Origin of the sequence: Natronobeatus ordinarius (genome assembly GCF_024362485.1) — an archaeon.
In the GTDB taxonomy this organism is placed as follows: Archaea; Halobacteriota; Halobacteria; order Halobacteriales; family Natrialbaceae; genus Natronobeatus; species Natronobeatus ordinarius.
Genome location: NZ_CP101456.1, coordinates 1637298 through 1662969, shown reverse-complemented (window position 1 = coordinate 1662969; position 25672 = coordinate 1637298). Strand labels below are relative to the sequence as shown.

Below are 25672 nucleotides of genomic sequence, written 5' to 3'. Positions count from 1 at the left end.
GCTCGTTGTGGGTTCCTCTCACGAAACGAACCGACGACGGTTTCGGCGTCAGTCCATCGCCATATACGTTTGCGTGTCCTCGACGCCCTCGATCCCCTGGATCTGGTTCGCGGCGATCTCTTTCACCGCCGCCGGTGCGTCGACCTGCGCTTTCGCGATGATGTCGACGTCGCCAGCGACGATGTGCGCCGACTCGACGCCCTCGATCGCCTCGATTTGCTCTCTGAGTCGATCCGCCTCGCCCGTGTTCGCTTTCACCATGACGAATGCCGTGACCATCAGTTGATACCTCCGTGTGCCGCGTTCGCCGCCGACTCGAGCGGGGTCTCCCCGACCAGGAGCTGGCGGACGTCGCTCAGCACGTCGAAGTCCGCCAGCACCACCAGCCGGTCGCCCGTCTCGAGCGATTCGTCCTCGGTCGGAATCTCGAGGACGCCGTTTTCCTTGCCGAACGCGAGGAGGGTCGCGTCGGCGGGCAGTTCCAGTTCGCCCATCGTGTACCCGCGGACGGGGGCCTCGTCGGTGATCGTGAGTTCGACGATCTGGAGGTGCTGGGCGACGTCCGCGATCGCGCGGATCGTTCCCCCGAGGAGGGCATTTTTCGCACCCATCGCACCGAGGCGTTCGGGGTAGATCACCTCGTCGACTTCCGCGGCGTACTTGCGGTAGATCTCTTCGCGGTAGTCGTCGTCGATGCGCATGACGGTTCGACAGCCGTAGTGGTTCCCGATCATGCACGCCGCGAAGTTGGCGTTCAGATCGCTCGTCAACGCGCCGACGGCGTCGGCCTCGTCGATGCCCGCTTCCTCGAGCACCGCCTCGCGGGAGCCGTCGCCATCGACGACTGAGAACTCCTCGCCTCGGGCACGGCGAACCATCGGCTCGTCGCGCTCGATCAGCGTCACCTCGTGGCCCTCCTCACGAAGGACGCGGGCCGCACGCAGGCCGACTCGTCCAGCGCCAATGATAACGAACCGCATGGTACTGCGGTACGCCCCCACCCGTCAATAAGTTTGCCCCGATGCCCGGGCAAAGGCTTTAGTCATGCCAGAGAGTATCACACCTCCGAGACAGATGGTTCACGCGTTCATCATGGTGAAAACTGCCGCCGGAAAGTCGGAAGGCCTCCTCGCGAAGATCCGGGAACTCGAGCGAGTCGAGGACGCCCACATCGTCGCCGGCAACTACGACATCATCGCCGAGGTCGACGCGGCTGAAGTGTACGAGATCCTCAAAACGGCCTCCTCGGAGATCCAGGTGCTCGACGGCGTGGCGGACACGAAAACGTACATCGCGATGGACTAAGTCGGTAGCACCCACTCACCACAGACGGTGCTCACCAGTCGTCCGATAAGTCACCGAAACGTACATATCAGACCTGGTGCTTGTCCTGTCTATGCCTGGTGCGATCGTTAAACGCGGAGACCGAATCACCCTCCGGACGCTCGAGCGTGAGGATCTCGACGTGTTGCAACGCGGCGCTGGTGATCCCGAAATTCGCCACCTGACCGGCAACTCCAGGGTGCGAACCAGAGACGACCTCGAGGAGGTGTTCGAAGACGAGAACGTCACGATTCTGCTGGTCTGTCTCGACGACCCGGGCGATCCCGGACCGGTCGAACCGGAGACGGTTCGTCGCGTCGGCGTCGTCAACGTCAAAGAGTGGGGGCGACGACCGGTCGTCGGCATCTGGCTTCGTCCAGACGTGCAGGGTGAAGGGTACGGGAAGGAAGCGACAGCACTGCTCGTCGAGTACGTCTTTCGGGCGTACGAGACTCCGACGGTGAGAGCGAAGGCGTTCGATTACAACGAGTCGTCGCGTGGATTGCTCGAGTCGCTCGGCTTCCAGCAGGAGGGGTGCCTTCGAATGGACGCGTTCGTCGACGGCGAATACCGGGACGGGATCCTGTACGGCCTCCTTCGTGAGGAGTGGGAATCGTCGCGGTGACGTCCAGTACGGAGAAATTCGAATCCGGACCGATCGACGGTGCTGAAGGGCGAGCCGATGCTCAGACGTGTTCGTCGAGGAAGTCGGCGATCGCTGAATAGGCCTCGATGCGATTCTCGAGTTTCGTGAAGCCGTGGCCCTCGTCCTCGAAGATGAGCTTCCGGACCGGGACGCCCTGTTCGCGGGCCTCCTCGACGATCTGTTCGGCCTCGCCGACCGGAACGCGGGGATCGTTCTCGCCGTGGAGGACGAACAGCGGGGCCGCGATCTTCTCGACGGTGTTGATCGGCGAGATCGACTCGAGGAACTCACGATCGGCCTCGAGGCTGCCGTACTCGGCCTCGCGCAGCTTCCGGCGCCAGTCGCCGGTGTTCTCGAGGAACGTGACGAAGTTGGCGATGCCGACGACGTCGACGCCGGCAGCCCACAGGTCCGGATACTCGGTCATCGCGGCGAGCACCATGAAGCCGCCGTAGGAGCCGCCCATGCAGGCGATGCGGTCGGGATCGATAGCGGGGTGATCGGCGAGCCACTCGACGCAGGCTTCGATATCAGCCACGGAGTCCATCCGCTTCTCGACGTCGTCTAAGCTCGCGTACTCCGAGCCGTAGCCCGACGACCCTCTGACGTTGGGTTCGAAGTAGGCGTAGCCGCGGTTCAGGAAGTACTGCTTGACGCTCGAGAACGACGGCCGGCGCTGACTCTCGGGGCCGCCGTGGATGTCGACGATGACGGGGACGCCGTCGTGTCCGTCGCCTGCTTCGCCTTCGTCCACACCTCGCTCGCCGTCGGCGTGCTCGGGCAACGTGAGGAAGCCGGGTACCTCGAGTCCGTCGAAGCTCTCGACGTGGACGAGTTCCGATTCACGAAACGTCTCGGGCGGGATGCCCGCCGTCGGTGCGAGGGTCCACTGGCCGGTTTCACCCGTCTCGACCTCGACGAAGAAGACGTTCGTGTTGACCGCGTCGCCCGTGGTCGAGCAGGCGACGTACTCGGCGTCGGGGCCGAAGCTCACACCGCCGGAGACGCCGCCGGGGAGGTCGGGTTCGGGGAACGTCTCGAACGCCGTCGGATCCTCGTCGTCGAACTCGCCGACCGTGAGCTCGGTGTAGCCCTCGACGTTCCGGGAGTAGACGAACCGGCCCGTCTCGTCGTCCAGCGCGATGCCGTCGACGTTCCACCCCTCCCCGTCAGCTACTGTTTCGAGCTCGAGTGACTCGAGATCGAGGTACGCGAGGTAGAGCGTGTCCGTCCCTTTATCCGTCACGAGGTAGACCCCCTCGCCGTCGGGTGCCCAGCTCGCGCTCTGAAACCGGACGTTCCCCTCGTGGGGCGTGAGGTGGGTGAACGCGCCGGTCTCGAGCTCGAGGACGTACAGATCCTGGTCGAAGTTGGAGTACGCCTGCGAGACGAGGAGTCGAGAATCGTCGGGGCTCCACCCGCCGACGGTGAGCCAGCCGTCGCCCTCGTAGACCAGTTCGGCCTCGTCGCCGACGGCGTCGCGGGCCTGCACGTAGACGTCGAACACCGACTCGTCGCGACGGTTGGAGGTGAACGCGAAGCGCTCGCCGTCGTGGCTCCAGCCGCCCCATCGATGCTTGGCGTCGGGCATCGCCGTCAGGTTCGTGATCTCGCCTGACTCGGCGTCGAGGCGAAAGAGCTGCGCGCGCTCGTTGCCGCCCTCGTCCATCCCGAAGACGAGTTCCGGACACTCGGGCGACCACGACGCGAAGGTGACTCGCTCGTCGTAGAACGTGCGCTGTTCGGGCCACGATCGCGGCGACTCGAGCGTCCAGACCTGCGGGACGCCGGTGGTGTTCATGAGGAAGGAGAGTCGTTCGCCCTCCGGGCCGACGGACGCGCCGTAGGCGCTCCGAACATTGAGGTAGCGTTCGATGTCGTACGTTCCCATGCCGTACCCGTATCGACTCCGGCCGGTAACCGTTTCGGGTTCCGGATGACTCGCTCGAGGAGGCCTGTGTGCGGTGCTTAACAAAGCGGCTCGACGGTCGACGGTCGAGCACGGATGCGCCGCGAAGATCCGGAGGCGTCGACGGGCGTACTGCTCACGCTCGTGCTGGTCGTGCTCGTGACGTTCGGTGCGGTGGTCGCGGTCGTCGGACCCGACGTGGGGTCGACGTCCCCGGCGGCCGAGGCGGTCGACGACGAATCGAACGACTCGGACGACTCACCGGTGACAGATGACGACGGAGACGTTGCCGACGATGCGTGGGGTGTCTCGGCCGAGCCAGAGCCGTCCGTCCTCGCGACGGCGAACGACACGTCCGGCGACGCCTCCGTCGCGGTAGACGGCCCGGACGGTCCCGAAGGGCTGGAGCCGCCCGTGACCCTCAACGAACCGGCCGACGACGGCTCGGCAGACGAGACGGACCCGCCAGAGAGCCCTGGCCCGCCGGACGGCGCTGGCCCACCGGACGACGCTGGCCCGCCGGACGACGCCGGCCCGTCGGACGACGCCGGACCACCCGGAGACGCCGGACCACCCGGGAACGCTGGGCCGCCCGACGACGCTGGGCCGCCCGACGACGCTGGGCCGCCGGACGACGCCGGGCCGCCGTAACGTCCCGGCCCGCCGGCCAACGCTCGATCGGCTGGGGAATGAGTGAAACGCCGGCGACACAGGCTCAGAACCAGCGTAACGACGCCCCGGGGCGGGGAGTGCAAGCGTATCACGAAAAAAGTGACTTTTTAACCCGTGACTGCGTGCCGACAGCTAATGCGCATCGCGTTCGTCTCGTTCGAAACGGTTCATCACCGCGACGGCGAGGCGAACGAACGGCTCCAGACGACCGCCGAATTACTCCGCGATGCGGACCACGAGGTACACGTCCTCTGTGCTCGATGGTGGGACGGCGAGGAGCCGACGTTCGAACGCGATGGGATCACCTATCACGGGCTCGCACCCGATCTCACGTCGCGCCGGTCGTTCTCGCTTCGGCTGCCGATCACCCTCCGGTCGCTCGATCCAGCCGTCGTCCACGCGAGCGCCGAGCCACCGACACAGGTCCAGTGGGCCGGCCGAGGCTCGGCGCTCGCGCGGGCGCCCCTCGTCGTCGACTGGTACGACGACGGTGGATCGAACGACTGGCACGCCCGGCGAGCGGCGTCACGGCCCCAGCGAATCGTCACCCCCTCACAGCTCGTCCGAACGTGGGTACGCGAACTCGGGGCCGACGGCGACCAGGTCGAGGTAATTCCGAACCCGATCGACGTCGACCGGATCCGGTCGATCGATCCCGGCGAGCCCGTCGACGTGGTGTATGCACGCCACCTCGACGACGACGCGAACCTCGAGAGCCTGCTGCTCGGACTCGCCGAGCTCCGGTCCAGAGAGTGGTCCGCGGTCGTCCTCGGCGACGGCCCCGAACGCGGCGCGTACGAAGCTCTCGCCGAAGACCTGCGCATCGACGATCGGGTTCGATTCGCGGGCGAGGTCTCCCTCGAAGAGCGCATCGCGACCTACCGGAGCGCCCACGTCTTCGCCCAGACTGCTCGTCGCTGCGTCTACCCGACCGAACTCCTGTGGGCGCTCGCCTGCGGCTGCGTCGGGATCGTCGAGTACCACGCCGACTCGAGCGCCCACGAACTCGTCGAGCGCCTCGATCGGGGCTTTCGGGTCACCAGCGAGCAGCAACTCGTCGACGCCATCAGCGCGGCCGGCGGGCTCGAACGGCGCGACTACGACGAGCAGTTCGAGCGGTTCGATCGCGACGCCGTGTGTGACCAGTACCTCGAGAGTTATCGCGAGATCCGCGACGGCTACGAACTCTCCTTTTAGGCCCGTTCATCGAACGTCTCGGGCGCTCGAGCCGCGAGCGCCGTTCTGACGGCGGCGACGTTTTCGGGGACGTCGTGGACCCGGATCACGTCCGCGCCGCGGTCGGCGGCCAGCGCGGTCGCGGCGACGGTCGCTGCGGTGCGGTCGTCGGGACCGTAGCCGACGTGTTCGAACATCGATTTGTGGGAGTGACCGACGAGGACGGGACAGCCGAGCGCGTGGAACTCGTCGACTCGCCCCAGGAGTTCGAAGCTCTCACTCGCCGCCTTGCCGAAGCCGAGTCCGGGGTCGACGACGATCTGCTCGCGATCGAGGCCGGCCTTCTCGGCGAGCAACACCCGTTCGGTGAGGTCGTCGATCACGTCCTCGACGACGTCGTCGTAGGCGACGTCCCGGTCGGGAACCACGGGCGTATCGATGCTGTGCATGAGGATCAGGGGGACGTCGTACTCGGCGGCGACGAAGCGCATCTCGGGGTCCTCGAGGCCGGAGACGTCGTTCACGACGTCGGCACCCGCCTCGAGGGCGGCGCGGGCGACGGCGGCCTTTCTGGTGTCGACCGAGACGAGCGCGTCGAGGTCGGCGAGTCGGTCGATCACGGGGACGACGCGGTCGATCTCCGCCTCGACGGAGACGGGATCGGCCCCGGGCCGGGTGGACTCGCCGCCGACGTCGAGCACGTCCACGCCGGCGTCGACCATCGCCTCCGCCCGCGAGACGGCGTCCTCGAGCGCGTCGTACTCGCCGCCGTCGTGGAAGCTGTCGGGCGTCACGTTGAGAATTCCCATCACCGCCGTCCGCTCCTGCCAGGGGTAGCGAGGCGTCGGTGTGTTGACCTGGATGCCGAGCGTCTCCCGGAGCTCGCGGGCGATCTGGGCCAGCCCGTGGGGCTGGGCCTCGAGCGTCTCGACCAGCCGTGTGAACTGCGAGAGCGTCCCCATCATGACGGCGTCGACGGGTTCGTCCTCGCGCCGGAATCCGGAGAGGGCACACTCGCCACCGAGGCTCAGCAGTTCCTGTTTGAGGGTGGTCGCCTGGCGGTACTGCAGGCTCGTCTTCACGACGCGATGGACGGCCTTCCCGCGCATCCGGACGACACCGTTCTCGGCGACGTTCGCTCCTTCGAGCGCCTCGCGGGCGTCCTCGAGGTCACGAATCCGTTTCGACACGTCCGTACGGGTGTACCGCGATCGCGCCTCGGCGACGGCAAACAGCGAGCCCGTCACCAGCACGCAGTCGTCGGTGTCGGCCGTCTCGAGCGCGCTCGCGAAGGCGTCCTGGACGGCCGACTGCGTGCTGACGTGATCGGCCCCCTCGCGCTCGAACACCGTCGCGAGGGTGTCCTGATCCTCGGCGCGCTCGAGGTTCGGTTTGCAGGCGACCACCGAGTCGGGCGTCGGCAGCGCGCGAGCCATCTCGGCGTGGTCTTTCTCGTGCATCGCGCCGAAGACGAGGTGGAGGTCGTCGTACTCGAACGTCGACAGCGTCTCGGCCAGCCGTTCACAGGCGTCTGGGTTGTGCGCCCCGTCGAGGACCACGAGCGGTTCGGTGTCCATCACCTCGAACCGGCCGGGCCAGTGGGCGTTTCGCAGCCCACGCTCGAGATCGGTCCGGGAGACGTCGGCGACGGCCCGGGCGAGCGTCGCCGCGATACCCGCGTTCTCCGCCTGGTGCTCGCCGAGGAGCGGGATCTGCGTCTCGAGGCCCCAGTCGTCCCCCTCGATCGAGACGGCGGCCTCTGTGTGGTTCGTCCGTCCCCCGTAGGCAACCCGGACGTCGGTCCCGTCCTCGCCGACGGTGACGACCTCGCCGGCCTCGTCACGGATGGCCTCGAGTGCGGCCCCACTCGTGCCGGTGACCAGCGGCCCGTCCTCGGGGGCAACCTGCGCTTTGTCCCGGGCGATCTCCTCGACCGTCTCGCCGATGACCTCGGTGTGCTCGAGGCTAACGCTCGTGACGGCGCTCGCGACCGGGTCGACGGCGCTCGTCGCGTCGTAGCGGCCGCCGATGCCAACCTCGAGGACGGCGACGTCGACGCCTTCCCGGCCGAAGTGCCAGAGGGCGAGCGTCGTCATCGCCTCGAAGAACGTCGGCGGCTCGCCGTCGGCCGCCTTTCCGACGACGTACTCGTGGGCGACGTCGACGAACTCGGCGATGGCCGAGCGCGGAATCTTCCGGCCGTCGACGCGGATTCGCTCGCGAACGTCTTCCAGGTGTGGCGAGGTGTAGATGCCCACCGAAAGCCCCGCCTCCCGCAGGGTGCGCTCGAGCATCCGCGCCGTACTTCCCTTTCCGTTCGAACCGGCGATCTGGACGCAATCGACGCGCTCGTGTGGGCTCCCGAGGTGTGCGAGAAACTCCGCCGTCGACTCCGTCCCGGGCCGCGGCCGGAAGCGCCGCAGGTCGAAGAGGAAGTTCGCGGCCTCGTGGTACTCCATACCCGAATCACAGAGTCCGGCCGCTTTAGCGTGTCGGAGTCGCCGCTCGAGCGGTCTCGAGTCGAAGCGGCCTCGAGCGGCGTGCGGTGGCCCACCGATCGAACGTCAGTGCAGGGCGGCCTGTCGCGACGCACCGTCTCGACTACTCGAACGCCGCGACCAGCATCCCCTCCTCGAGCGGATCCGGTGCGTGTGATTCGAACTCGTCGGGCTCGAGTTCGTGGACGTCGTCGAACGGCGTTCTGGCCGCGCCGGTCTGGTCGACCGCGTACACCACGCCCTCGTACGGCAGATCCGCCTCCCACTCGTGGCCGTTGGCGTCGAGCCCGTGGGTCGCCCCGCCCGCCCGGAGCAAGAAGACGACCGTGACGTCCTCGTACCAGTCGAACGTCTCTCGCTCCCGCGAGTCGTAGCGAACGCGGAGGACGTGGCCCGACAGCCCGTTGCAGAGGACGTTGTGCGTCACGTACGCCTCCTCGAACGCGTCGACGAACGCGACGACGTCGCTCTCGTCGACCGTCGCCGGCGGATCGGGGTACGGAACCGTCGCCGCGGTCTCGTACTCGACCGTCTGCTCGTCGTGTTCTACCGTGACGGACTCCGACTCCCGCTCACACTCGGGTCGCGCCGGCTCGCCGTCGAACTGCCCGAGAATCGAGCGTCCGTCCGGGGTCGTACTCGAGTGATTCCCGTCGTCGGCTGCGTCGGTGTTGGTTCCCCCGTCGCCCTGGCCGGCGCTCGGCTCGTCGCTCACACACCCGGCGAGCGCGATCGTCGCGGCGACTGCGGCCAGCATCGTTCTCCGATCCATCGGTTTCCGGACCATTCTCGTCGATCGACAAAACGTCGGCGCAAGGTGAAAGACGTGTTTCAGCGATCGACACGACCCAGTACAACCCGCTCACGTCCGACCGAGGCCGGTCGGCGGGTGAACGAACAGGCCGTCGAGCACCGCGAGGGCGGCGAGCGCCGTGCCGGCGGCCAGCGCGGCCTCGAGGGGCAGGTCGGTCGCGGCCCCCGCGAGCAGCCCGCTACCGAGGGCGAGCGGGATGGTCGCGAGCAGGAGGTCGTATCGGCTGATGGTCGAGCCGGTTCGACGGAGTCGACGCACGAATCCGATGCCAGCGTTGTCACTCCCGAACATCAGTACTCACCTCGGGTGGAGGTATTGGCCCGGAGCACAAAAAATCCAACGGCGGGGGCGGGAGTAGATCGGCCTACCGGGCCGATACTCAGTTCTCAGACAGTCTCACGTCATCCACCCGCCCTGGATCCAGAGAACCGACCGCCGTCCCAGCCGCCGACTCTCGAGCGCAGTGCAGCCTCGAGCGCCCACGCGACGATCATAACGATCGCGTACGGGCCGAACAGCAGGATGTGGACCGGGCTGTCCGTCGTGGTGAAGACCTCGACGACCAGCAGATACGGGATCGCGAGCGCGAAGAGGAGGACGGGGCTGACGATCCCCCGGGCGAGGAGGGCCGCGAGCGGGACGGCGGCGACGGCGAGTGCCACGACGTAGACGGCGAGCGCAGCGATCGGGGGGCGGATCCCGGACCGAACCGTGAGTGCCGCCGTGGCGAGGGCGACGAGACCGCCGACGCCGAGGACGACGCCCACGACGACGGGGCGCGAGAGCGGAAGGTCGGGGAGGTTTCGGAGTCGGTGGTCCCCGAGGCCGTAGCCCCGGCGGAACGCGAACTCGACGACGCCCGCGAACAGCAGCAATGAGAGCCAGACGTACCACGTGTTCGAATACTGGAGGACGAAAAGCGGCCCCTCGACGATCGTGTAGCCGTCCAGCTCGCTCCACCGGGGCGCCGGCGAGGTCACCTCGGCGACGGCGACGGCGACCAGCAGGCCGACGAAGCCGACGGCGGGCGTGACCAGCCGCGTGTGGGCGGAGACGAAGACGGCGACGAAGCCGAGGAGAAACGCCGTCAGGACGACGAAACTGGCCGAGCCGATCGACTCGAGGACGGGGTACTCGAAGCGAGCGAACAGCGCGAGAACGGCGGCGACGTTGGCGACGCCACCAACTGCGGCGGCCGTGATCGACTGGAGGGATGGAGGGCCCATGGGTGAGCCGTCACCCGCCGATTACATATGTCTTCGCCCCGACAGTCCTCGCCTACGACGAGTCGACCGACGCCGACGCGAGGTCGGTCGTCGTGACGATGCCGACGACCTGCTCGTTCTCGTCGACCACCGGCAGGTGGTGGATGGCGTGGTCCTCGAGGAGCGTCGTCACCTCCTCGAGCGGGGTTTCCGGCGTGATCGTGACCAGTTCGGTCTCCATGACCGAACGGACCGTCGGGACGTCCGCGCCGGTCAGGGACTCGCCGTCGGAGGCGAGTCGAACGAAGTCGGTTCGGGTGAGGATCCCCGCGGGTCGGTTCTCGTCGTCGACGATGACGAGCGAGCCGATGGTCGCGTCGAGCATCGCCCGGGCGGCGTCGGTGACGGGGTCGTCCGGGTGGATGGTCACGACGGTCGAACTCATGCGGTCGGCTGCGGTCGTGGCTGTCATGGCTCGACCTTTCGCCAGCACGATATTAACGTTTGGTGCGCTCGAGGACCAGCACGGGTGGACGGCTCGGCCACGCTGGCCGCGTGCCCGTACTCGCCGCTGGTCGTTCGTTCGAGCAGTCTTCGACCGTCGGTCCGACGGTTCGGTGGTGGTGTCGATCCGTTCATCGGCTCACATGTAGGAGGCGTCCCATCGGGTCGCCTTCCGGGTGTTCCCGCACTCGGTACACTGGATCTGTCCCATCGCGTCCATGGCGGTCGCCAGCGAGTCGCAGTTCGAGCAGTAAAAGCCGTAGCGCATCCGTCTTTAGCTAATACTCAGAGTAATACCGAATAACACCGTTTTGGAGGTGGGTTTCGTCAGTATACGACCGCTGCGGGGCGAAAAAGCAGTCTCTGCATTATCTGTACTGTTGACTCTCAGCCGCATCAGCGGTTCAGCCGCTAGATTCGTTCGACTAATACCATTAAGCATAATTCTGCCACGGAGTATAACCAGCAGTCTTAGCTAAAGACGAATGAAGCCGTAGCGAGACTCGCGCCGAGGGTCGCCGTAGACGGTCTTGAACGGTGCTTCCGAGCCGACGTCCTCCTCGAGTAAGTCGACGTAGACGACCTCGCCGTCCTCGGTGACCCTGCTCTGGATCCGCTTCGAGTCGGCGTCGAGGTAGATGTACTGGAAGTAGGTCTCGCCGTCGATCTCGACTTCCTCCTCGTCGACGCGCTCGAAGCCCCGTGACTCGTAGAAGGAGGCGCCGGTCTGGTTGTCAGAGAGCACCCGCCCGCGCAGGTACTCGGCGCCCGCCTCGCGGAGTCGCTCGCGCGTCCGCTCGAACAGTTCCGCGCCGATCCCACGGCCGCGGTGGTCGGGGTGGACGTGCAGCCAGAGCAGGTCGCCCTGACCACCCTCAGTGATCGTCGTCTCGGAGAACGCCACCGGTTCGCCGTCGTCCTCGGCGACGAGGAACAGCAGGTCCTCCTCCTCGAGTCGGTCGTCGAACGCCTCCTGACCGTACCACTCCTCGACGGCTCCGCTGATCGTCCGCGGGTTCAGCGAGTAGGAGTTCTCGAGCGACCGTTCGGCGATCTCGGCGATCCGTTCGCGATCGGCTGTCGTGCCCGTCCGTAGTTCCATATTAATAGTGAGGAACAGACAGATATAAACCCCCGTCTTGGGGTCATATTTCCCCACGTGACTCTGAAGCCAGATTCGACGGCCGAACGCGGGTGTCGAGAGAGATCGACTGCCACGACGACCACCGGTCCGTCTGCCGGGGGAGGGATAGTGTCCGTTGAAACGATGTACACCCGATCACAGTCGAGCGGCCAGCCTCGGTACTGATGCCGAGGCTGACTGTGGACGGTCGTGATCGGATGGACAATGACATCCACCGACTACTCTACCTGCCGTCGTGACTCTCACCGTTACGTACCGATTCTGGCAAGAGAAAATTTATAATGAGTTGTTCGAATTCATCGTGCTGTATGGCACACGAGCTAACGATCGGCAGCGACGACGAACCGTCGAGTTTCGCGATCACTGTCGACGGTGCGATCGAAATGGTAGACGAAGATCCGGCTTCGGAAGCGATCATCGCGTCCGGAAACGCGGTCGAAGGAGCCGTCGACGACACCGCCCTCCAGTTCCAGTTCTCCGGCGACGTAACCGACATCACCGTCCTCGGCGGCCGAACGGCCGTCTCGATCGACGGTGAGGTCGTCGACCTCGCCGCGTTCGGAAACTGATACGGTCTGTTGTGATTCGGTACCGGTGATCGCTCGAGCGGGAACGCGGCCACTGGTAACACGGTACAACGATTTGTACAAACCCCGGCTGCTCTCCGTATTTCGACCTCGAGTCAACTGCCGGAACCGCTGCTCGTCAATCGGGACGGTTCAGAGGGAGTTGGAACTAGTTACTGCCGATCGCCAGCGGTGGGGTCGGCGATCGGCGGTGCGTAACTCCAACGGCTCCTATCAGGCGCGAGGGGTCGCGACGGCCGCTACTGTGTTTTGGGCTGCCCCCAGTACTCGTTCCGTTTCGGACGATCGGTGATCGACTGCACGTCCATCGGATCGTCCCGGTGGGCCCTGGCCTCGAGCGCGGCCTTCGCGGAGGCCTCCGTCGAGAAGTAGGTGATCTCCTCTTCGACGGCCACCTCGAGCAGTTCGCGCTTGCGGGAGACGATCAGGTCGACCTCGCCCCGGCGGGCGGCCTCGACGAGATCGACGGCCTCACAGAGGTCGTAGTACTCGGTGAAGCCGGCGACGAGCGCCTCGCCAGCCTCGGTGTCGGGGTCGGGGAACTCGTCGGCCGAGAGGTCGATGACGACCGTCCCATCTTCGGGAATCGGCTTGCCGACGGCGTCCTGCGCCTTGTCGTAAGCCTTGCCGAACGTGTCGGCGGTACCCATCACCTCACCCGTCGACTTCATCTCGGGGCCCAGCCGCGGGTCCGAGCCCGGCAGCCGATCGAACGGCAGGACGACCTCCTTGATCGAGGTCTGGGAAGGGACCTGTTCTTCCACGTCGAGTTCCTCGAGTGAGGCGCCAGCCATCACCTTCGCGGCGATCTTGGCGATCGGGACGCCCGTCACCTTCGAGACGAACGGCACCGTTCTGGAGGAGCGGGGGTTCGCTTCGAGGACGTACACCTCGCCGTCTTTCACGGCGAGCTGGACGTTCAGCAGACCGACGGTGTCGAGCGCTTTGGCGATCTCTTCGGCGACCTCGCGGACGCGCCGGTTGACGTCGCGACCGAGCGACCGCGGCGGGATCATACAGGCGGAGTCGCCGGAGTGGACGCCAGCGCTCTCGACGTGCTCCATGATGCCGCCGATGAGCACCGACTCGCCGTCGGAGACGGCGTCGACGTCGAGCTCTACTGCGTTCTCGAGGAAGTTGTCGACGAGGATCGGCTTGTCCGGACTCACGCGGACCGCCTCCTCGATGTAGCTCTCGAGTTCCTCGTCGTCGTAGACGACCTGCATCGCACGCCCGCCGAGCACGTAGGAGGGGCGGACGAGTACGGGGTAGCCGATCTCGTGGGCGAGCTCGAGCGCTTCCGTCTTCGAGACGGCCGTTCCACCCTCCGGCTGGGCGATCCCCAGCTCGTCCATGAGGGCGTTGAACCGGTCGCGGTCCTCGGCTAAGTCCATCGCCTCGACGCTCGTCCCCATCACCGCACAGTCGAGCCCACGGCGGTCGATCTCCGCCTGCAGGGGCTCGCCGATGTTGACCGACGTCTGGCCACCGAACTGGATCATAACGCCGTCGGCGTCGATCGCCTCGGCGACGTCGGCGACCTCCTCGGCCGTGATCGGCTCGAAAAAGAGGCCGTCGGAGGTGTCGTAGTCGGTCGAGACCGTCTCGGGGTTGTTGTTGACGACGTGGGCGTCGATGCCGAGTTCGCGCAGCGCCTGGATCGCGTGAACCGCACAGTAGTCGAACTCGACCCCCTGGCCGATCCGAATCGGGCCGCCGCCGACGACCACGACGCTCTCGACGTCACGGTCGACCTCGAGTTCGCCCGCGGCCGCGGCGCCCTCGAGCGGGCCGCGCTCGAACTCGGGTTTGCGCGCGGAGTAGTAGTACGGCGTCTGGGCGGCGAACTCGCCGGCGCAGGTGTCGACCTGCTTGTAGGTGCGGCCGGGAACCTGCTCCTCGACGGCCGTGACGTCCGAGCCGGCCGCCGCGGCGATCTGGGCGTTCGTGTGGCCGGTGATCGCCGCCTCGGTGAAGTCGCCCTCCGCGGCGGCCTCGACGGCGTCGGTGACGTGGGCGTAGCGCTCGACGTACCACTCGTGGATGCCCGTCAGCTCGCAGACGTCCTCGACGGTGTAGCCCCGGTCGAACGCCTCGAACATCGCGTAGGGGCGGTCAGGGGTCGGCTTCTCGAGGTACTCGGCCTCGAGTTCCTCGTCACCCACCTCGGCCCAGTCGACGCTGGGCTCGTACTCCGTCGACCGGAGGGCCTTCAGCAGGCTCTCCTCGAAGGTGCGCCCGATCGCCATCGCCTCGCCCGTCGACTTCATCGCCGTCCCGAGTTCGAACTCGACGTCCTCGAACTTGTCCTTGGGCCACCGCGGGACCTTCGTCACCACGTAGTCGATCGCTGGCTCGAACGCGGCGGTCGTCTCGCCGGTGATCTCGTTTTCGATCTCGTGGAGGCGCTTGCCGAGCGCGACCTTCGCGGTCACGCGGGCGATGGGGTAGCCCGTCGCCTTCGAGGCCAGCGCAGAGGAGCGGGAGACGCGGGGGTTGACTTCGACGACCCGGTACTCGCCGCCCGGCGTGCCGTCGTCGCGCCAGGCGAACTGGATGTTACACCCACCCTGGATGCCGAGCTCGCGGATGACGTCGAGCGCGGCGGTGCGCATCTCCTGGTGGCCGGGGTCCGGGATGACCTGCGAGGGGGTGACGACCGTCGACTCGCCGGTGTGGATCCCCATCGGGTCGATGTTCTCCATGTTACAGATGATGATACAGGAGTCGTCGGCGTCGCGCATCACCTCGTACTCGAGTTCGACCCAGCCGGCGATCGACTCGGTGATCAGCACCTCGTTGTTCCGCGAGAGGCGCAGCCCCTTGCGCACGCGGGCGAGCAGTTCGTCCATCTCCTCGACGACGCCCGACCCGGAGCCGCCCAGCGTGTACGTCGTGCGCGCGATGACCGGCAGACCGCCGACGGCCTCGACGGCGTCCTCGACGCGCTCGCGGAGGTTCTCCTCGCTCATCTCGGTGACCGACTCACCCTCCTCGAGCGAGATCGTCGTCGAGCGCGGAACGGGCTGGCCGATCTTCTGCATCCGCTTTCTGAACAGGTCGCGGTCCTCGGTCGCGTAGATGGTGTCCAGTGGCGTCCCCATGATCTCGACGTCGTACTCCTCGAGGATTCCCTCCTCGGCGAGTTCCGCCGTGACGTTCAGCCCCGTCTGGCCGCCGAGGCCGGCGATGACGCCGTCCGGGTTTTCCTTGCGGATGATCTCGGCGATCGCTTCGGTCGTGATCGGCTCGAGGTAGACCCGGTCGGCCATCTCCGGGTCGGTCATGATCGTCGCCGGGTTCGAGTTGACGAGGACGACGCGTGCGCCCTCCTCTTGCAGCGCGCGACAGGCCTGCGCTCCCGAGTAGTCGAACTCCGCAGCCTGGCCGATCTGGATCGGGCCGCTCCCGATGAGCAAGATCGTGCGTCCGTCTCCTGTGCCGTCTCCGGCACTGTCGTGGTCCGTACTCATTTGTCGTTGTTCGTCCGAAGTTCGTACATCGTAATAAGCGCCACGAACTATTACGATTCACGTAGCGTCGTTTCGAAATTCGAATTGGCTGACCGAACGGCTTCCGTGACTTCCGCAGGCAGCGCTCAAACGCGCGACGGTGAAAAGACGTAATTCGGCCGAAGGACGGTCAGAGCCGGCCCGTGTCGACGTCGACTTCCGGCGGCGCGACGATCAGAAACCCGCGAAAGTGGACGAGGTTTCCACCCATCTCCTTGACGTCGCGGGCGAACCCGGCTGCCAGTTCGTTGACGTTCCCCTCGACGCAGAGGACGAGGACGTTGTCGTTGTCGATGGTCTCGAGCCACTCCTCCGGCGGCGTGGTTCCGTCGAGTACGTCGAGGACGATGCTTCCCTCGAACGCCTGCTCGTCGTCGTCGATGTGTTCCTCGACAGTCCGAAGATCGAGGTCGAAATCGCTCATGCCCGTGGGTCGGAGCGCGACGAGAAAAACGTTCGCCTCACGGCGACGGTCGGGTTCGACTCGAGGTCGAGTTCGTCACTCCAGAACCCCGGACGGCTCGGCGCCAACGTTACTCCGCCCTCAGTACGCCGCGGCGGGGGCAGCGACTGATACTGACGGTGATTCCTCGAGTTCGTCGAGCCACTCGAGGGTGCGTTCGACGAGTCGATCGCTCGCCTCGTGATCGGCGATCGTCGCTGGATCGTCGCCGCGCTGGTCGCCGTAGGCACCGAACTGGGCGTGATTCATGCCGTCGATCTCGACGATCCGTGAGCGGTCACCGAGCAACGCCCGGTTCTCGCGCTCGGCTTCGGCGTCGATCACGCCGTCTTCGCTGCCCTGGATCGAGAGTACTGGAACGTCGGTCTCCCGCAGGTCGTCGCCGTCGTCACAGTAGGCAGCCAGCAGGAGGAGGCCGTCGGCCGAGTCGGGATGTGCCGCCGTGTAGCGACAGGCCATCGCCCCGCCCAGCGAGTGGCCGCCGACGACCCACCGGTCGACCTCTGGGTGGGTCGCCATCACGTCGTCGGCCGCGTTCGAGTCGAGCACCGCGAGGTTGAGCGGCATTTCGGGGATCACGACGAGCACGTCGCGCTCGGCGACGAGCGGCGCCATCGTCGGCGCGTAGCTCTCGGGTTCGACCCGCGCGCCGGGATAGAGGACGATCCCGGTGGTCTCGGCGGTCACCTCACCGCCGGTGAGGATTACGGCGCCGTCGACGCGCTCGAGCGTGACGTCCTCACGTTCCTCGACGGCCGCGAGCCGATCGGGATCGGCGGTGTACGGCGTCAGAAGGAAGATCGCTGCCCCGAGGAGCGCGAGGACGACCAGGGCGACCAGCGCGACGATGACGAGCCGCCAGCGCGCTCGCACGCGATCGACGAACGACACGGCTCAGCCGAAGTTCTCGATCAGCGCCTCGTCGGCGTCGCCATCCGCGTCGTCGATCGCGTCGGCGACCGTCCGGACGAAGTCGGCGAACCCGAAGACGTAGACCTGCCCGTTCTCGTGGTAGGTCTTGATCGCGTCGGCGAGCGACGCGTCGTCACCGTCCGCGAGGAAGAGCACGTCGGCGCCCGCCGCCTCGAGCGACTCGAGTCGGTCCCGGTGGGCGGGTTCGTCGTCCTGGTAGATGACGGCCGCCTCGTGGCCGGCCTGGTGGGCCGCTTCGGCGATGGCGACTGCGGGGCCGACGCCGGGCCCGCCGGCGACCGCGACGACGTCTCCGGCCCCTTCGTACGTGCTCTGTCCGTGGGGACCGTCGACGTGGACCGTCTCGCCACCCTCGAGGTCGGCAAGCCACGGCGAGAGGTCGCCATCGGGATCGATGCCGACGGTGAGTTCGAACGTCTCCTCGACCGTCGGCGAGGAGATCGTGTAGTAGCGCGTGATCTCCTCGCCGTCGAGTTCGGTTCGCAGGACGACGAACTGTCCCGGCAGCGCATCGAACCCCTCGGGCGTCGCCAGCTCGAGTGCGATCGTCTCGGGGCCGACCTCGCAGACGTTCTCGACGGTGACTTCGGTGCCTTCCATGGTCGTCGGCTTGGGTCGGTGTGCTGAAAGGCGTTCCTCTCCGGTCGCCAGACGACCAGTCTCGAACGATTGTTGTAACTATCATAATTGTAAAAGTTATTATATTCTCGCGGACCGAACAGGCCTTTCAGAAGCCTTTTCATTTGGCGCGGGCAAGTTCGCGACGATATGGCTGAGGACCTCAACTGGGCGATCGGAGGCGAGGCCGGTGACGGCATCGACTCCACGGGGAAGATCTTTGCCCAGGCACTCTCCAGGGCCGGACGGCACGTGTTCACGTCGAAAGACTTCGCATCGCGAATTCGAGGCGGCTACACCGCCTACAAGATCCGCACCTCCGTCGACGAGGTCCGGAGCGTCGTCGATCGGCTCGACATCCTGGTCGCGCTGACCCAGCGCACCATCGACGAGAACCTCGACGAACTGCACGAGGGGAGCGCGATCATCTACGACGGTGAACGCTCCTGGGAGGCCGAGATTCCCGAGGAGATGACCGCAGTCGACGTCCCCCTGAAGTCCCTCGCCGAAGAGGCGGGCGGGGCGATCATGCGCAACGTCGTCGCCCTCGGCGCCGCGTGTGCGATCACCGGCTTCGACGTCGAGTACCTCGATGAGTCCCTCGAGAAGCGCTTCGGCGGCAAGGGCTCGAAGATCGTCGAGAACAACAAGGAGGCTGCCCGGCTCGGCCGAGACTACGTCCACGAGAACTACGACCTCGACCACCTCGGCTACGACCTCGAGACCACCGACGAAGACTACGTTCTCCTCAACGGGAACGAGGCGATCGGCATGGGTGCGATCGCCGCCGGTTGCCGGTACTACGCGGGCTACCCCATCACGCCCGCGACGTCCATCATGGAGTACCTGACCGGCCGCATCGAACGCTACGGCGGACACGTCGTCCAGGCCGAAGACGAACTCTCGGCGATCAACATGGCGCTCGGTGCCGCCCGCGCCGGCGCCCGGTCGATGACTGCGACGTCGGGAGCCGGGATCGACCTCATGACCGAAACGTTCGGCCTGATCGCTCAGAGCGAGACCCCGCTGGTCATCACGGACGTCATGCGTTCGGGTCCCTCGACGGGGATGCCGACCAAGCAAGAACAGGGTGACCTCAACATGGCGCTGTACGGCGGCCACGGCGAGGTTCCACGGTTCGTCGTCGCACCGACGACGATTTCGGAGTGCTTCTGGAAGACCATCGAAGCGTTCAACCTCGCCGAGAAGTACCAGACACCGGTCTTCCTCGTCTCCGACCTCGCGATGTCGGTCACCGAACGCACGTTCTCGCCGGAGACGTTCGACATGGACGCCGTCGAGATCGACCGCGGCAAACTCGTCGACGACGACAGCGTCGGGGAGTGGCTCGACGACAAGGGCCGGTTCCGCGCCCACGCCGCCACCGAGGATGGCGTCAGCCCGCGCTCGATCCCCGGCACGACCGACGGTGCGCACATGAGCACCGGCTTAGAGCACGACGAGCTCGGCCGTCGGACCGAGGACACCGAGGTCCGCGTCCAGCAGGTCGACAAGCGAACCCGCAAGGTCGAGACGGCCAAAGAACGCGAAGCCTGGGAGTACCGCGAGTTCGGTGATCCCGACGCCGACGCACTCATCGTCTCCTGGGGCTCGAACGAAGGGGCGCTGGTCGAAGCACTCGACTACCTCGAGGCAGAAGACGTCAGCGTCCGCGTGCTCTCCGTCCCGTACATCTTCCCGCGGCCGGATCTCACCGAGGAGTTCGAGCAGGCCGACGACGTCATCGTCGTCGAGTGTAACGCGACCGGCCAGTTCGCCGACGTGCTCGAGCACGACACGCTTACCCGCGTCAAACGCATAAACAAGTACACCGGCGTCCGTTTCAAGGCGGACGAACTCGCCGAGGACATCAAGGCGAAACTCAAAGAGGAGGTTCCAGCATGAGCTCAGAGGTCCGATTCACCGACTTCAAATCTGACAAGCAGCCGACGTGGTGCCCCGGATGTGGGGACTTCGGCACGATGAACGGCATGATGAAAGCGCTCGCCGAGACCGGCAACGACCCGGACAACACGTTCATCGTCGCCGGAATCGGCTGTTCCGGCAAGATCGGGACGTACATGCACAGCTACGCGCTGCACGGGGTTCACGGCCGTGCACTGCCCGTCGGGACGGGTGTGAAGATGGCCCGACCCGACATCGAGGTCATGGTCGCCGGTGGCGACGGTGACGGCTACTCGATCGGCGCCGGCCACTTCGTCCACGCCGTCCGCCGGAACGTCGACATGACCTACGTCGTCATGGACAACCGCATCTACGGGCTCACCAAGGGCCAGGCGTCGCCCACCTCGCGGTCTGACTTCGAGACCTCGACGACGCCCGAGGGGACCAAACAGCCCCCGGTCAACCCCCACGCGCTGGCGCTCGCCGCCGGGGCGACGTTCATCGCCCAGTCCTTTAGTTCGGACGCGCTGCGCCACCAGGAGATCATCCAGCAGGCGATCGAACACGACGGGTTCGGCTTCGTGAACGTCTACTCGCCGTGTGTCACGTTCAACGACGTCGACACCTACGACTACTTCCGTGACACGCTGGTCGACCTCGAGGACGAGGGTCACGACCCATCGGACTACGAGGCGGCCAAGGAGATCATCCTCGACGCCGACAAGGAGTACCAGGGCGTCATCTACCAGGACGAAAACTCCGTTCCGTACGGCGAACAGCACGGCCTCACCGAGGACATGTCCGACATCCCCGAAGGCGCACCCGAGGACGCGATGGACCTCGTCCGCGAGTTCTACTGAGTCTCGACCGCGTTTCACCTCTCTCGAGGGTTCTCGTCGACCGCGTTTCACCCTCGTTCGGCCCCGATCCCGAGCACCTTCTTTCGGCCAGTCCGCCGACCTGAAGTCCGTTCCCTCGGCCGCCCACCGGCCTGGAATCACCCCTCGAAGTTAATAGCCGGTCGGTAAAATCCACGGGCATGACCTTCGTGGTTCCCTTCGACGGCTCGGCGCTCGCCGAGGCTGCGCTCGTCAGGGCGCTCGAGTACGCAGACGCCCTCGGAGAGGACGTCGTGACCGTCGCCGTGATCCCCGAACGCACCCGCTACGCGCGGGAGAAAGGCTGGATCGACGAGGACGAGCCGTACGACGTCGACACCGTCGTCGAGGCGCTCGAGCGCCGCGTCGAAGAACTCGCCCCCGAGGCCGACTTCGAGTACGAGCGAATCCGCGAGTACCCACCCGCCGAGGAGCTGGCCGAACGGGTCGAACGACTGGCAGCGGAACACGACCCGTCGGTCGTCTTCCTCGGGAGCGAGAACGTCGGCAGCGTGGTGACGCCGGTCGCGAGCGTCGCCGCAAGGGTCGCCGAAGAGGAGTCTTACGACGTCTACATCGTCCGCCACGCGGTCCCGTCGAAGATCGAGTCGCTCGAGGCCCACGAGACGTTCTACGACGACGCGACGTGAGTCCGGCCCGGACGACCGCCACCGCGGGCCCGGACCGGCGACCGCGTCGGTTCGCTCCGTCAGTTCGTTCCGGTGCTCCCGACTTTATGCGACTCGATCCCAAACATCACAGCCATGGACGCGATCGAAGTCACCGCGTACGGCAACGCCGACGTCCTCGAGGTCACCGACCGCGAGGTACCTGACCCTGGCCCCGGCGAGGTTCGCATCGCGGTCGAGGCGGCGGGGATCAACTACGCGGACGTCATGCAGCGTCGCGGGCTGTACCCTGGCGGTCCGAAGCCGCCGTACGTCCCTGGCATGGAAGCGGCGGGAACGATCGACGCCGTCGGCGAGGGCGTCGACCGGGAACCGGGCGAGCGGGTCGTCGCGATCGTCGATCGCGGCGGCTACGCCGAGTACGCCGTCGCGAACGAGCGGACGCTGTTCCCGATTCCGGAAGGGATGAGCGTCGAGGAGGCCGCCGGCTTTCCGATCCAGCACCTCACCGCCCACTCCTGTCTGTTCGGCTGGGGCGGCCTCGAGGCGGGCGAGCGCGTACTGATCCAGGCCGCCGCGGGCGGCGTCGGCACGGCCGCCGTCCAGCTCGCCGACCGCGCCGACGCGGAAGTGTTCGGCACCGCGAGCAGCGAGGCGAAACTCGACCTCGCCGCCAACCTCGGCTGTGACCACCCGATCGAGTACACCGCGGAGGACTTCGCGGCCGTGATCGAGGCGGAAACGGACGGCGAGGGCGTCGACCTCGTCCTCGAGAGCGTCGGTGACGACGTCTTCGAGCGCAGCCTCGATTCGCTCGCCCACTTCGGTCGGCTCGTCACCTACGGCGTCGCCAGCGGCATCCCGGCCGCAGTCGAGAACCGGCGGCTCCTGTTCGAGAACAAGTCCGTGATCGGCTTCCACCTCGGGAACGCCATGCGCCACGACCCCGAGCGCGTCGTAGCTGCGATTCCGGACCTGACGGCGGCGCTGTCGAGCGGCGACCTCGAGGTGATCGTCGGCGAGACGTTCCCGTTGACCGAGACCGTCGAGGCCCACCGGTTCCTCGAAGAGCGCAAGAGCACCGGGAAGGTCGTCTTGCTCCCCTGATCGTCGGCGCGAGCGGAGGGCCCAGCGTGGCGCGACCCGCGACGTACCGACTCCCCGCGTTGGCCTCGTCGCCGCTACCCTGCGTTGGCCTCGTCGCCGTTCTCGGCGACCGACCCCTGCTCCTCGAGTTTCGTCAGCCGGACTTTCATGATTCGGGTGTTCTCGACGTCCTCGACCGTGATGCGGACGCTGTCGAAGACGATCTCTTCGCCTTCCTCGACGAGTCGGCCTGCGCGGTTGAAGATGAAGCCGGCGATCGTCTCGAACTCCTCGCCTTCCGGGAGCTCGATCTCGAGGGCGTCGTTGACGTCCTCGATGTTGACCTCGCCGCGGGTCAGGACGGTGTGCTCGTCGATCTCCTCGATGGGCTCTTCCTCGCCGCCTTCGAGGATCTCGCCGACGATCTCCTCGACGACGTCCTCCATCGTGACGAGCCCTTCGGTGGTGCCGAACTCGTCGATGACGATCACCATGTGCATCCGGTTCTCGCGCATCTCGGAGAGGAGTTCGTCGACGTTCTTCGACTCGGGGACGTGCAGCGTCGGCTGGATGAGGTCCTCGAGTTCGAGATCGTCGGTTTCGCCGTAGTTGAGGTCGCGCACGAGGTCGCGGATGTGGACGACGCCCAGCACGTGGTCGAGACTGCCCTCGTAGACCGGGATGCGGGCGTGGCCACTCTGGATACAGGTCTCGATCGCCTCGTCGATGGTGGCATCTTTGGGCACCGCCGTGATGTCGAGTCGCGGCGTCATCACCTCCTTGACGATGGTGTTGTTGAAGCGGAAGATGCGGGTGAGCATCTCGTGTTCTTCCTCCGCTAAGACGCCCTCACGCTCGCCGGACTCGATCATCTCCTGGATCTCGTCGCGGGTGACGTACGGCGTCTCGATCGCGCCCGTCGAGCCCGTGACGCGGTTGACCTGTCGGGTGAGGTAATCGAAGAGCACCACGAGAGGATACATCAGGTACTCTGCGGTCTTCAGCGGCCTCGCGATGCGGATCGACCACGATTCGGTGTTCTCGACGGCGTAGGATTTGGGGGCACTCTCGCCAAAGAGGAGGACGATCGCCGTGATGCCGAGCGTGGCAAGCACGACCGCCTCGAGGCCGCCGAAGTAGAGGCCGAGCAGTGCGGTGGTGATCGAGGACATCGCGATGTTGACGATGTTGTTCCCGACGAGAATCGTCACGAGCAGCCGGTGTGGGTCCGCTTTCAGCGCCTTCACCCGTTCGGCACCCGCGACGCCCTCCTCGACCATCCCCTCGACGCGGTGTTTTGGCAGCGAGAACATGGCGATCTCCGAGGAGGAGAAAAACCCCGAGAGTCCAATGAGGCCGATGACCGCGACTACGCCCACGATCGTCACCGTCGACTGATCGAACTCGAGTCCCGTTCCGGGGAGTTCGTAGGCGGCCAGCAGCACCTCGAAGAGCGGAGACAGCGCCATTGACTGCCTGAGGTTTACGCTCTGGCCGATTAACGCTTTCTCATCGACGAGCCCGTTCGTCGCCACGCGATCACCGACGGGCGCGTTCGCCGGTTGCGAAGGCTATTCCCGGCGCGTTCCCCAACCGGGCTCTATGGGCACGACCGAACCGCACGTCACGTTTTACCGACTCCAGGGCTGTCCGTACTGCGAACGCGTCACCCACCTCCTCGAGGCGTACGACCTCCCCTATCGCTCGCGGTTCGTCGAGCCGCTGCACTCGAGACGGGACGTCGTCAAGCGCGTCGCCGGCGTCAGGACCGTCCCGGTGATCGTCGACGAGCGCACCGGCGTCACGATGGCCGAGAGTGCGAACATCGTCGAATATCTCGAGTCGACCTACGGCGACGGCTCAGCCGCGGCGGGCGAGCCGGCGGTGGCTGACGGCGGCGACGGGGGTGTCCGCTGATGGTCGACTTCGAGGTCGTCGACCTCGGTCCCGCCGACCACCTCGAGCCCGGCGACGAGGCGCCCGACTTCACCCGGCCGCTGGTCACCGACGAGTTCTGGGAGGATCGCTCGCTCTCGGCGCTCGCCGGCCCCGTCCTCCTCGTGTTCACCCCGATGATCGGCAGCTTCCTCGCCCAGTACACCTGGGACGAACTCGGCGAGCGCGGCTGGGACGACCTCGAGACCACCGTCGTCGGGATCACCGTCTCGACGCCGTACGATCAGGTTCGCTTCCTCCGGGAACGCGACGTCCCGTTCGCGCTCTTTTCGGACCCGACGAACGAAGTCGCCGAAACTTACGGCGTCGCCCACGACCTCGACGGGATGGCCGGCGTCAGCGAGCCCCGGATGGCCGCGTTCCTGATCGACGAGGAGCGGACGGTCGAGGCGGCCTGGGTGAGCCGGGAGTGGCCCGCGTTCCTCGAGTGGGACGACGTCGCGGACGCACTCGAGTAGCACCCCGTCACGCTCGCTCGAGCGGTGACGAACGACTGAAAGATGGAACGACTGAAAGATGTGAACTCGCGTGTGACGCGACTCAGGTGCGGCGCGGTTCGGCTGTGGGCGGGCTCACGTCCTCTTCCACGCCACGACCGGCGAACGCCACGAGGACCATCGAGGAGCCGGTCACGAACAGGCTCACGCCGACCAGCAGTCCGATCGCCCAGGCCGCGTCGGCCGGGAAGCCGGCCCAGAGGAGGGCGGCCAGCACGAGCGAGATCGCGCCGCTGACGGCGACCCAGCCCCGGCCGGCCTGGCCGGCCATCCGGTAGCTCGTCGCCAGTTCGGCGACGCCGTCGACGAGCAGGTAGGCAATCACCAGCAGCGTCAGGCTCGCCAGTCCGAGGATCGGGTTGACGAGCAAGAGCAGGCCGGCGATCACAGAGACGGCGCCGAGGGTGAGCTGCCAGACCGAGCCCCGCCAGCCACGCGCCGTGAACGCGTGGGCGCCGTGGACGACGCCGCCGAGGACCAGCAGCAGGCCGATCCCGTAGGTGATCGAAAGCCCTGTCGCGAGCGGGAAGGCGATCGCCAGGATGCCGACCAGCCCGATCACGCTGCCGGCCATCGCGAGCGTTCGCCATCCCGTCTCGAGGCTGTACGGTACTGCTTGCGCGCCGTTGGTAGTTGTCGAACTCATTGTGTTCTCCAGGGGTAGGGAGGGCGTGTACGGGGATAACACAGTTGCACGGTTTGACAGTACGTCAGCGA

At 66.4% G+C, this 25672-nt stretch carries 27 protein-coding genes; 11 read left to right on the top strand and 16 right to left on the bottom strand.

Features of this window, described 5'->3' with window-relative positions:
- Window positions 1-48: 48 nt before the first annotated feature.
- A complete protein-coding gene (locus NMQ09_RS08595; protein ID WP_255194179.1) occupies window positions 49-279 on the bottom strand; it encodes an Lrp/AsnC family transcriptional regulator in 231 nt (76 codons plus the stop codon).
- Entirely contained in the window at window positions 279-980 is a 702-nt protein-coding gene (locus tag NMQ09_RS08590; protein WP_255194178.1) for a potassium channel family protein, read from the bottom strand. Before NMQ09_RS08590 ends, NMQ09_RS08595 begins: the two co-directional genes overlap by 1 nt.
- Before the next feature lie 94 nt (window positions 981-1074).
- Between NMQ09_RS08590 and NMQ09_RS08585 the strand changes: the two genes are divergently transcribed.
- Both NMQ09_RS08585 and NMQ09_RS08580 read left to right on the top strand, forming a co-directional pair.
- Entirely contained in the window at window positions 1075-1305 is a 231-nt protein-coding gene (locus NMQ09_RS08585; protein ID WP_255194571.1) for an Lrp/AsnC ligand binding domain-containing protein, read from the top strand.
- Window positions 1306-1396: 91 nt separating this feature from the next.
- The gene (locus NMQ09_RS08580) at window positions 1397-1948 is read left to right on the top strand and encodes a GNAT family N-acetyltransferase (protein ID WP_255194177.1); all 552 of its coding nucleotides are present in this window, start codon (window positions 1397-1399) and stop codon (window positions 1946-1948) included.
- A 61-nt stretch (window positions 1949-2009) separates the two neighbouring features.
- Here the strand turns inward: NMQ09_RS08580 and NMQ09_RS08575 are convergent, their stop codons facing one another.
- Complete coding sequence (locus NMQ09_RS08575) at window positions 2010-3860, bottom strand: S9 family peptidase (RefSeq protein WP_255194176.1); 1851 nt, start codon at window positions 3858-3860, stop codon at window positions 2010-2012.
- 114 nt (window positions 3861-3974) lie between these two features.
- Here NMQ09_RS08575 and NMQ09_RS08570 point away from each other — a divergent pair, with 114 nt between their 5' ends.
- Window positions 3975-4529, top strand: coding sequence for a hypothetical protein (locus NMQ09_RS08570; protein WP_255194175.1), 555 nt, complete (start codon window positions 3975-3977; stop codon window positions 4527-4529).
- 156 nt (window positions 4530-4685) lie between these two features.
- Window positions 4686-5747, top strand: a complete 1062-nt coding sequence (locus NMQ09_RS08565) for a glycosyltransferase family 4 protein (protein ID WP_255194174.1) — start codon at window positions 4686-4688, stop codon at window positions 5745-5747.
- Here NMQ09_RS08565 and folP read toward each other — a convergent pair.
- From folP to NMQ09_RS08530, 7 genes are all read right to left on the bottom strand, one after another.
- A complete protein-coding gene (folP, locus tag NMQ09_RS08560) occupies window positions 5744-8185 on the bottom strand; it encodes a dihydropteroate synthase (RefSeq protein ID WP_255194173.1) in 2442 nt (813 codons plus the stop codon). The two genes, NMQ09_RS08565 and folP, sit on opposite strands and share 4 nt — an antisense overlap.
- 142 nt (window positions 8186-8327) lie before the next feature.
- Window positions 8328-8996, bottom strand: a complete 669-nt coding sequence (locus tag NMQ09_RS08555) for a hypothetical protein (RefSeq protein WP_255194172.1) — start codon at window positions 8994-8996, stop codon at window positions 8328-8330.
- Window positions 8997-9086: 90 nt separating this feature from the next.
- Window positions 9087-9329, bottom strand: coding sequence for a DUF8015 family protein (locus NMQ09_RS08550; protein WP_255194171.1), 243 nt, complete (start codon window positions 9327-9329; stop codon window positions 9087-9089).
- Window positions 9330-9439: 110 nt separating this feature from the next.
- Window positions 9440-10264, bottom strand: coding sequence for a hypothetical protein (locus tag NMQ09_RS08545; RefSeq protein WP_255194170.1), 825 nt, complete (start codon window positions 10262-10264; stop codon window positions 9440-9442).
- A gap of 52 nt (window positions 10265-10316) precedes the next feature.
- Window positions 10317-10715 (bottom strand): CBS domain-containing protein, encoded by a 399-nt coding sequence (locus NMQ09_RS08540; RefSeq protein ID WP_255194169.1) that lies wholly within the window; start codon window positions 10713-10715, stop codon window positions 10317-10319.
- 171 nt (window positions 10716-10886) lie between these two features.
- Window positions 10887-11015, bottom strand: a complete 129-nt coding sequence (locus tag NMQ09_RS08535) for a DUF5816 domain-containing protein (protein ID WP_425607263.1) — start codon at window positions 11013-11015, stop codon at window positions 10887-10889.
- 207 nt (window positions 11016-11222) lie between these two features.
- Window positions 11223-11849, bottom strand: coding sequence for a GNAT family N-acetyltransferase (locus NMQ09_RS08530; protein WP_255194168.1), 627 nt, complete (start codon window positions 11847-11849; stop codon window positions 11223-11225).
- Window positions 11850-12199: 350 nt separating this feature from the next.
- Between NMQ09_RS08530 and NMQ09_RS08525 the strand changes: the two genes are divergently transcribed.
- Window positions 12200-12460 carry a hypothetical protein gene (locus NMQ09_RS08525; RefSeq protein WP_255194167.1) on the top strand — a complete coding sequence of 87 codons (261 nt, stop codon included), beginning with the start codon at window positions 12200-12202 and terminating at the stop codon, window positions 12458-12460.
- 257 nt (window positions 12461-12717) lie between these two features.
- Here the strand turns inward: NMQ09_RS08525 and carB are convergent, their stop codons facing one another.
- The 4 genes from carB to NMQ09_RS08505 form a co-directional block, all read right to left on the bottom strand.
- A complete protein-coding gene (gene carB, locus NMQ09_RS08520; protein WP_255194166.1) occupies window positions 12718-15951 on the bottom strand; it encodes a carbamoyl-phosphate synthase large subunit in 3234 nt (1077 codons plus the stop codon).
- A 169-nt stretch (window positions 15952-16120) separates the two neighbouring features.
- Entirely contained in the window at window positions 16121-16414 is a 294-nt protein-coding gene (locus NMQ09_RS08515) for a DUF5779 family protein (protein ID WP_255194165.1), read from the bottom strand.
- Between the two features lie 120 nt (window positions 16415-16534).
- Window positions 16535-17344: an alpha/beta hydrolase gene (locus NMQ09_RS08510; protein WP_255194164.1), complete on the bottom strand. Its 810-nt coding sequence runs from the start codon at window positions 17342-17344 to the stop codon at window positions 16535-16537.
- Window positions 17345-17347: 3 nt separating this feature from the next.
- Window positions 17348-17986 carry an FAD-dependent oxidoreductase gene (locus tag NMQ09_RS08505; protein ID WP_255194163.1) on the bottom strand — a complete coding sequence of 213 codons (639 nt, stop codon included), beginning with the start codon at window positions 17984-17986 and terminating at the stop codon, window positions 17348-17350.
- Window positions 17987-18154: 168 nt separating this feature from the next.
- On the opposite strand from NMQ09_RS08505, the gene NMQ09_RS08500 reads away from it, so the two are divergent.
- The 4 genes from NMQ09_RS08500 to NMQ09_RS08485 all read left to right on the top strand — a co-directional run bounded on the left by NMQ09_RS08500 (window position 18155) and on the right by NMQ09_RS08485 (window position 22523).
- Window positions 18155-19909: a 2-oxoacid:acceptor oxidoreductase subunit alpha gene (locus NMQ09_RS08500; RefSeq protein WP_255194162.1), complete on the top strand. Its 1755-nt coding sequence runs from the start codon at window positions 18155-18157 to the stop codon at window positions 19907-19909.
- Window positions 19906-20769 (top strand): 2-oxoacid:ferredoxin oxidoreductase subunit beta, encoded by an 864-nt coding sequence (locus NMQ09_RS08495; RefSeq protein WP_255194161.1) that lies wholly within the window; start codon window positions 19906-19908, stop codon window positions 20767-20769. The genes NMQ09_RS08500 and NMQ09_RS08495 overlap by 4 nt, the downstream gene beginning before the upstream one ends.
- Window positions 20770-20948: 179 nt before the next feature.
- Window positions 20949-21437 carry a universal stress protein gene (locus tag NMQ09_RS08490; RefSeq protein WP_255194160.1) on the top strand — a complete coding sequence of 163 codons (489 nt, stop codon included), beginning with the start codon at window positions 20949-20951 and terminating at the stop codon, window positions 21435-21437.
- A gap of 114 nt (window positions 21438-21551) precedes the next feature.
- Window positions 21552-22523, top strand: a complete 972-nt coding sequence (locus NMQ09_RS08485; protein ID WP_255194159.1) for a quinone oxidoreductase family protein — start codon at window positions 21552-21554, stop codon at window positions 22521-22523.
- Between the two features lie 74 nt (window positions 22524-22597).
- On the opposite strand, the gene NMQ09_RS08480 is transcribed toward NMQ09_RS08485, so the two are convergent.
- Window positions 22598-23971, bottom strand: coding sequence for a hemolysin family protein (locus tag NMQ09_RS08480; RefSeq protein ID WP_255194158.1), 1374 nt, complete (start codon window positions 23969-23971; stop codon window positions 22598-22600).
- A gap of 133 nt (window positions 23972-24104) precedes the next feature.
- On the opposite strand from NMQ09_RS08480, the gene NMQ09_RS08475 reads away from it, so the two are divergent.
- Window positions 24105-24419: a glutaredoxin family protein gene (locus NMQ09_RS08475; RefSeq protein ID WP_255194157.1), complete on the top strand. Its 315-nt coding sequence runs from the start codon at window positions 24105-24107 to the stop codon at window positions 24417-24419.
- The gene (locus NMQ09_RS08470; protein WP_255194156.1) at window positions 24419-24916 is read left to right on the top strand and encodes a redoxin domain-containing protein; all 498 of its coding nucleotides are present in this window, start codon (window positions 24419-24421) and stop codon (window positions 24914-24916) included. Before NMQ09_RS08475 ends, NMQ09_RS08470 begins: the two co-directional genes overlap by 1 nt.
- An 82-nt stretch (window positions 24917-24998) precedes the next feature.
- Here the strand turns inward: NMQ09_RS08470 and NMQ09_RS08465 are convergent, their stop codons facing one another.
- Complete coding sequence (locus NMQ09_RS08465; protein WP_255194155.1) at window positions 24999-25601, bottom strand: HdeD family acid-resistance protein; 603 nt, start codon at window positions 25599-25601, stop codon at window positions 24999-25001.
- Between the last annotated feature and the right edge of the window lie 71 nt (window positions 25602-25672).

Bases quoted from the DNA above. Each gene is read 5' to 3' on its own strand.
- NMQ09_RS08595 (WP_255194179.1), bottom strand. From the start codon at position 279: ATGGTCACGGCATTCGTCATGGTGAAAGCGAACACGGGCGAGGCGGAT.
- NMQ09_RS08590 (WP_255194178.1), bottom strand. From the start codon at position 980: ATGCGGTTCGTTATCATTGGCGCTGGACGAGTCGGCCTGCGTGCGGCC.
- NMQ09_RS08585 (WP_255194571.1), top strand. From the start codon at position 1,075: ATGGTTCACGCGTTCATCATGGTGAAAACTGCCGCCGGAAAGTCGGAA.
- NMQ09_RS08580 (WP_255194177.1), top strand. From the start codon at position 1,397: ATGCCTGGTGCGATCGTTAAACGCGGAGACCGAATCACCCTCCGGACG.
- NMQ09_RS08575 (WP_255194176.1), bottom strand. From the start codon at position 3,860: ATGGGAACGTACGACATCGAACGCTACCTCAATGTTCGGAGCGCCTAC.
- NMQ09_RS08570 (WP_255194175.1), top strand. From the start codon at position 3,975: ATGCGCCGCGAAGATCCGGAGGCGTCGACGGGCGTACTGCTCACGCTC.
- NMQ09_RS08565 (WP_255194174.1), top strand. From the start codon at position 4,686: ATGCGCATCGCGTTCGTCTCGTTCGAAACGGTTCATCACCGCGACGGC.
- folP (WP_255194173.1), bottom strand. From the start codon at position 8,185: ATGGAGTACCACGAGGCCGCGAACTTCCTCTTCGACCTGCGGCGCTTC.
- NMQ09_RS08555 (WP_255194172.1), bottom strand. From the start codon at position 8,996: ATGGATCGGAGAACGATGCTGGCCGCAGTCGCCGCGACGATCGCGCTC.
- NMQ09_RS08550 (WP_255194171.1), bottom strand. From the start codon at position 9,329: ATGTTCGGGAGTGACAACGCTGGCATCGGATTCGTGCGTCGACTCCGT.
- NMQ09_RS08545 (WP_255194170.1), bottom strand. From the start codon at position 10,264: ATGGGCCCTCCATCCCTCCAGTCGATCACGGCCGCCGCAGTTGGTGGC.
- NMQ09_RS08540 (WP_255194169.1), bottom strand. From the start codon at position 10,715: ATGACAGCCACGACCGCAGCCGACCGCATGAGTTCGACCGTCGTGACC.
- NMQ09_RS08535 (WP_425607263.1), bottom strand. From the start codon at position 11,015: ATGCGCTACGGCTTTTACTGCTCGAACTGCGACTCGCTGGCGACCGCC.
- NMQ09_RS08530 (WP_255194168.1), bottom strand. From the start codon at position 11,849: ATGGAACTACGGACGGGCACGACAGCCGATCGCGAACGGATCGCCGAG.
- NMQ09_RS08525 (WP_255194167.1), top strand. From the start codon at position 12,200: ATGGCACACGAGCTAACGATCGGCAGCGACGACGAACCGTCGAGTTTC.
- carB (WP_255194166.1), bottom strand. From the start codon at position 15,951: ATGAGTACGGACCACGACAGTGCCGGAGACGGCACAGGAGACGGACGC.
- NMQ09_RS08515 (WP_255194165.1), bottom strand. From the start codon at position 16,414: ATGAGCGATTTCGACCTCGATCTTCGGACTGTCGAGGAACACATCGAC.
- NMQ09_RS08505 (WP_255194163.1), bottom strand. From the start codon at position 17,986: ATGGAAGGCACCGAAGTCACCGTCGAGAACGTCTGCGAGGTCGGCCCC.
- NMQ09_RS08500 (WP_255194162.1), top strand. From the start codon at position 18,155: ATGGCTGAGGACCTCAACTGGGCGATCGGAGGCGAGGCCGGTGACGGC.
- NMQ09_RS08495 (WP_255194161.1), top strand. From the start codon at position 19,906: ATGAGCTCAGAGGTCCGATTCACCGACTTCAAATCTGACAAGCAGCCG.
- NMQ09_RS08490 (WP_255194160.1), top strand. From the start codon at position 20,949: ATGACCTTCGTGGTTCCCTTCGACGGCTCGGCGCTCGCCGAGGCTGCG.
- NMQ09_RS08485 (WP_255194159.1), top strand. From the start codon at position 21,552: ATGGACGCGATCGAAGTCACCGCGTACGGCAACGCCGACGTCCTCGAG.
- NMQ09_RS08480 (WP_255194158.1), bottom strand. From the start codon at position 23,971: ATGGCGCTGTCTCCGCTCTTCGAGGTGCTGCTGGCCGCCTACGAACTC.
- NMQ09_RS08475 (WP_255194157.1), top strand. From the start codon at position 24,105: ATGGGCACGACCGAACCGCACGTCACGTTTTACCGACTCCAGGGCTGT.
- NMQ09_RS08470 (WP_255194156.1), top strand. From the start codon at position 24,419: ATGGTCGACTTCGAGGTCGTCGACCTCGGTCCCGCCGACCACCTCGAG.
- NMQ09_RS08465 (WP_255194155.1), bottom strand. From the start codon at position 25,601: ATGAGTTCGACAACTACCAACGGCGCGCAAGCAGTACCGTACAGCCTC.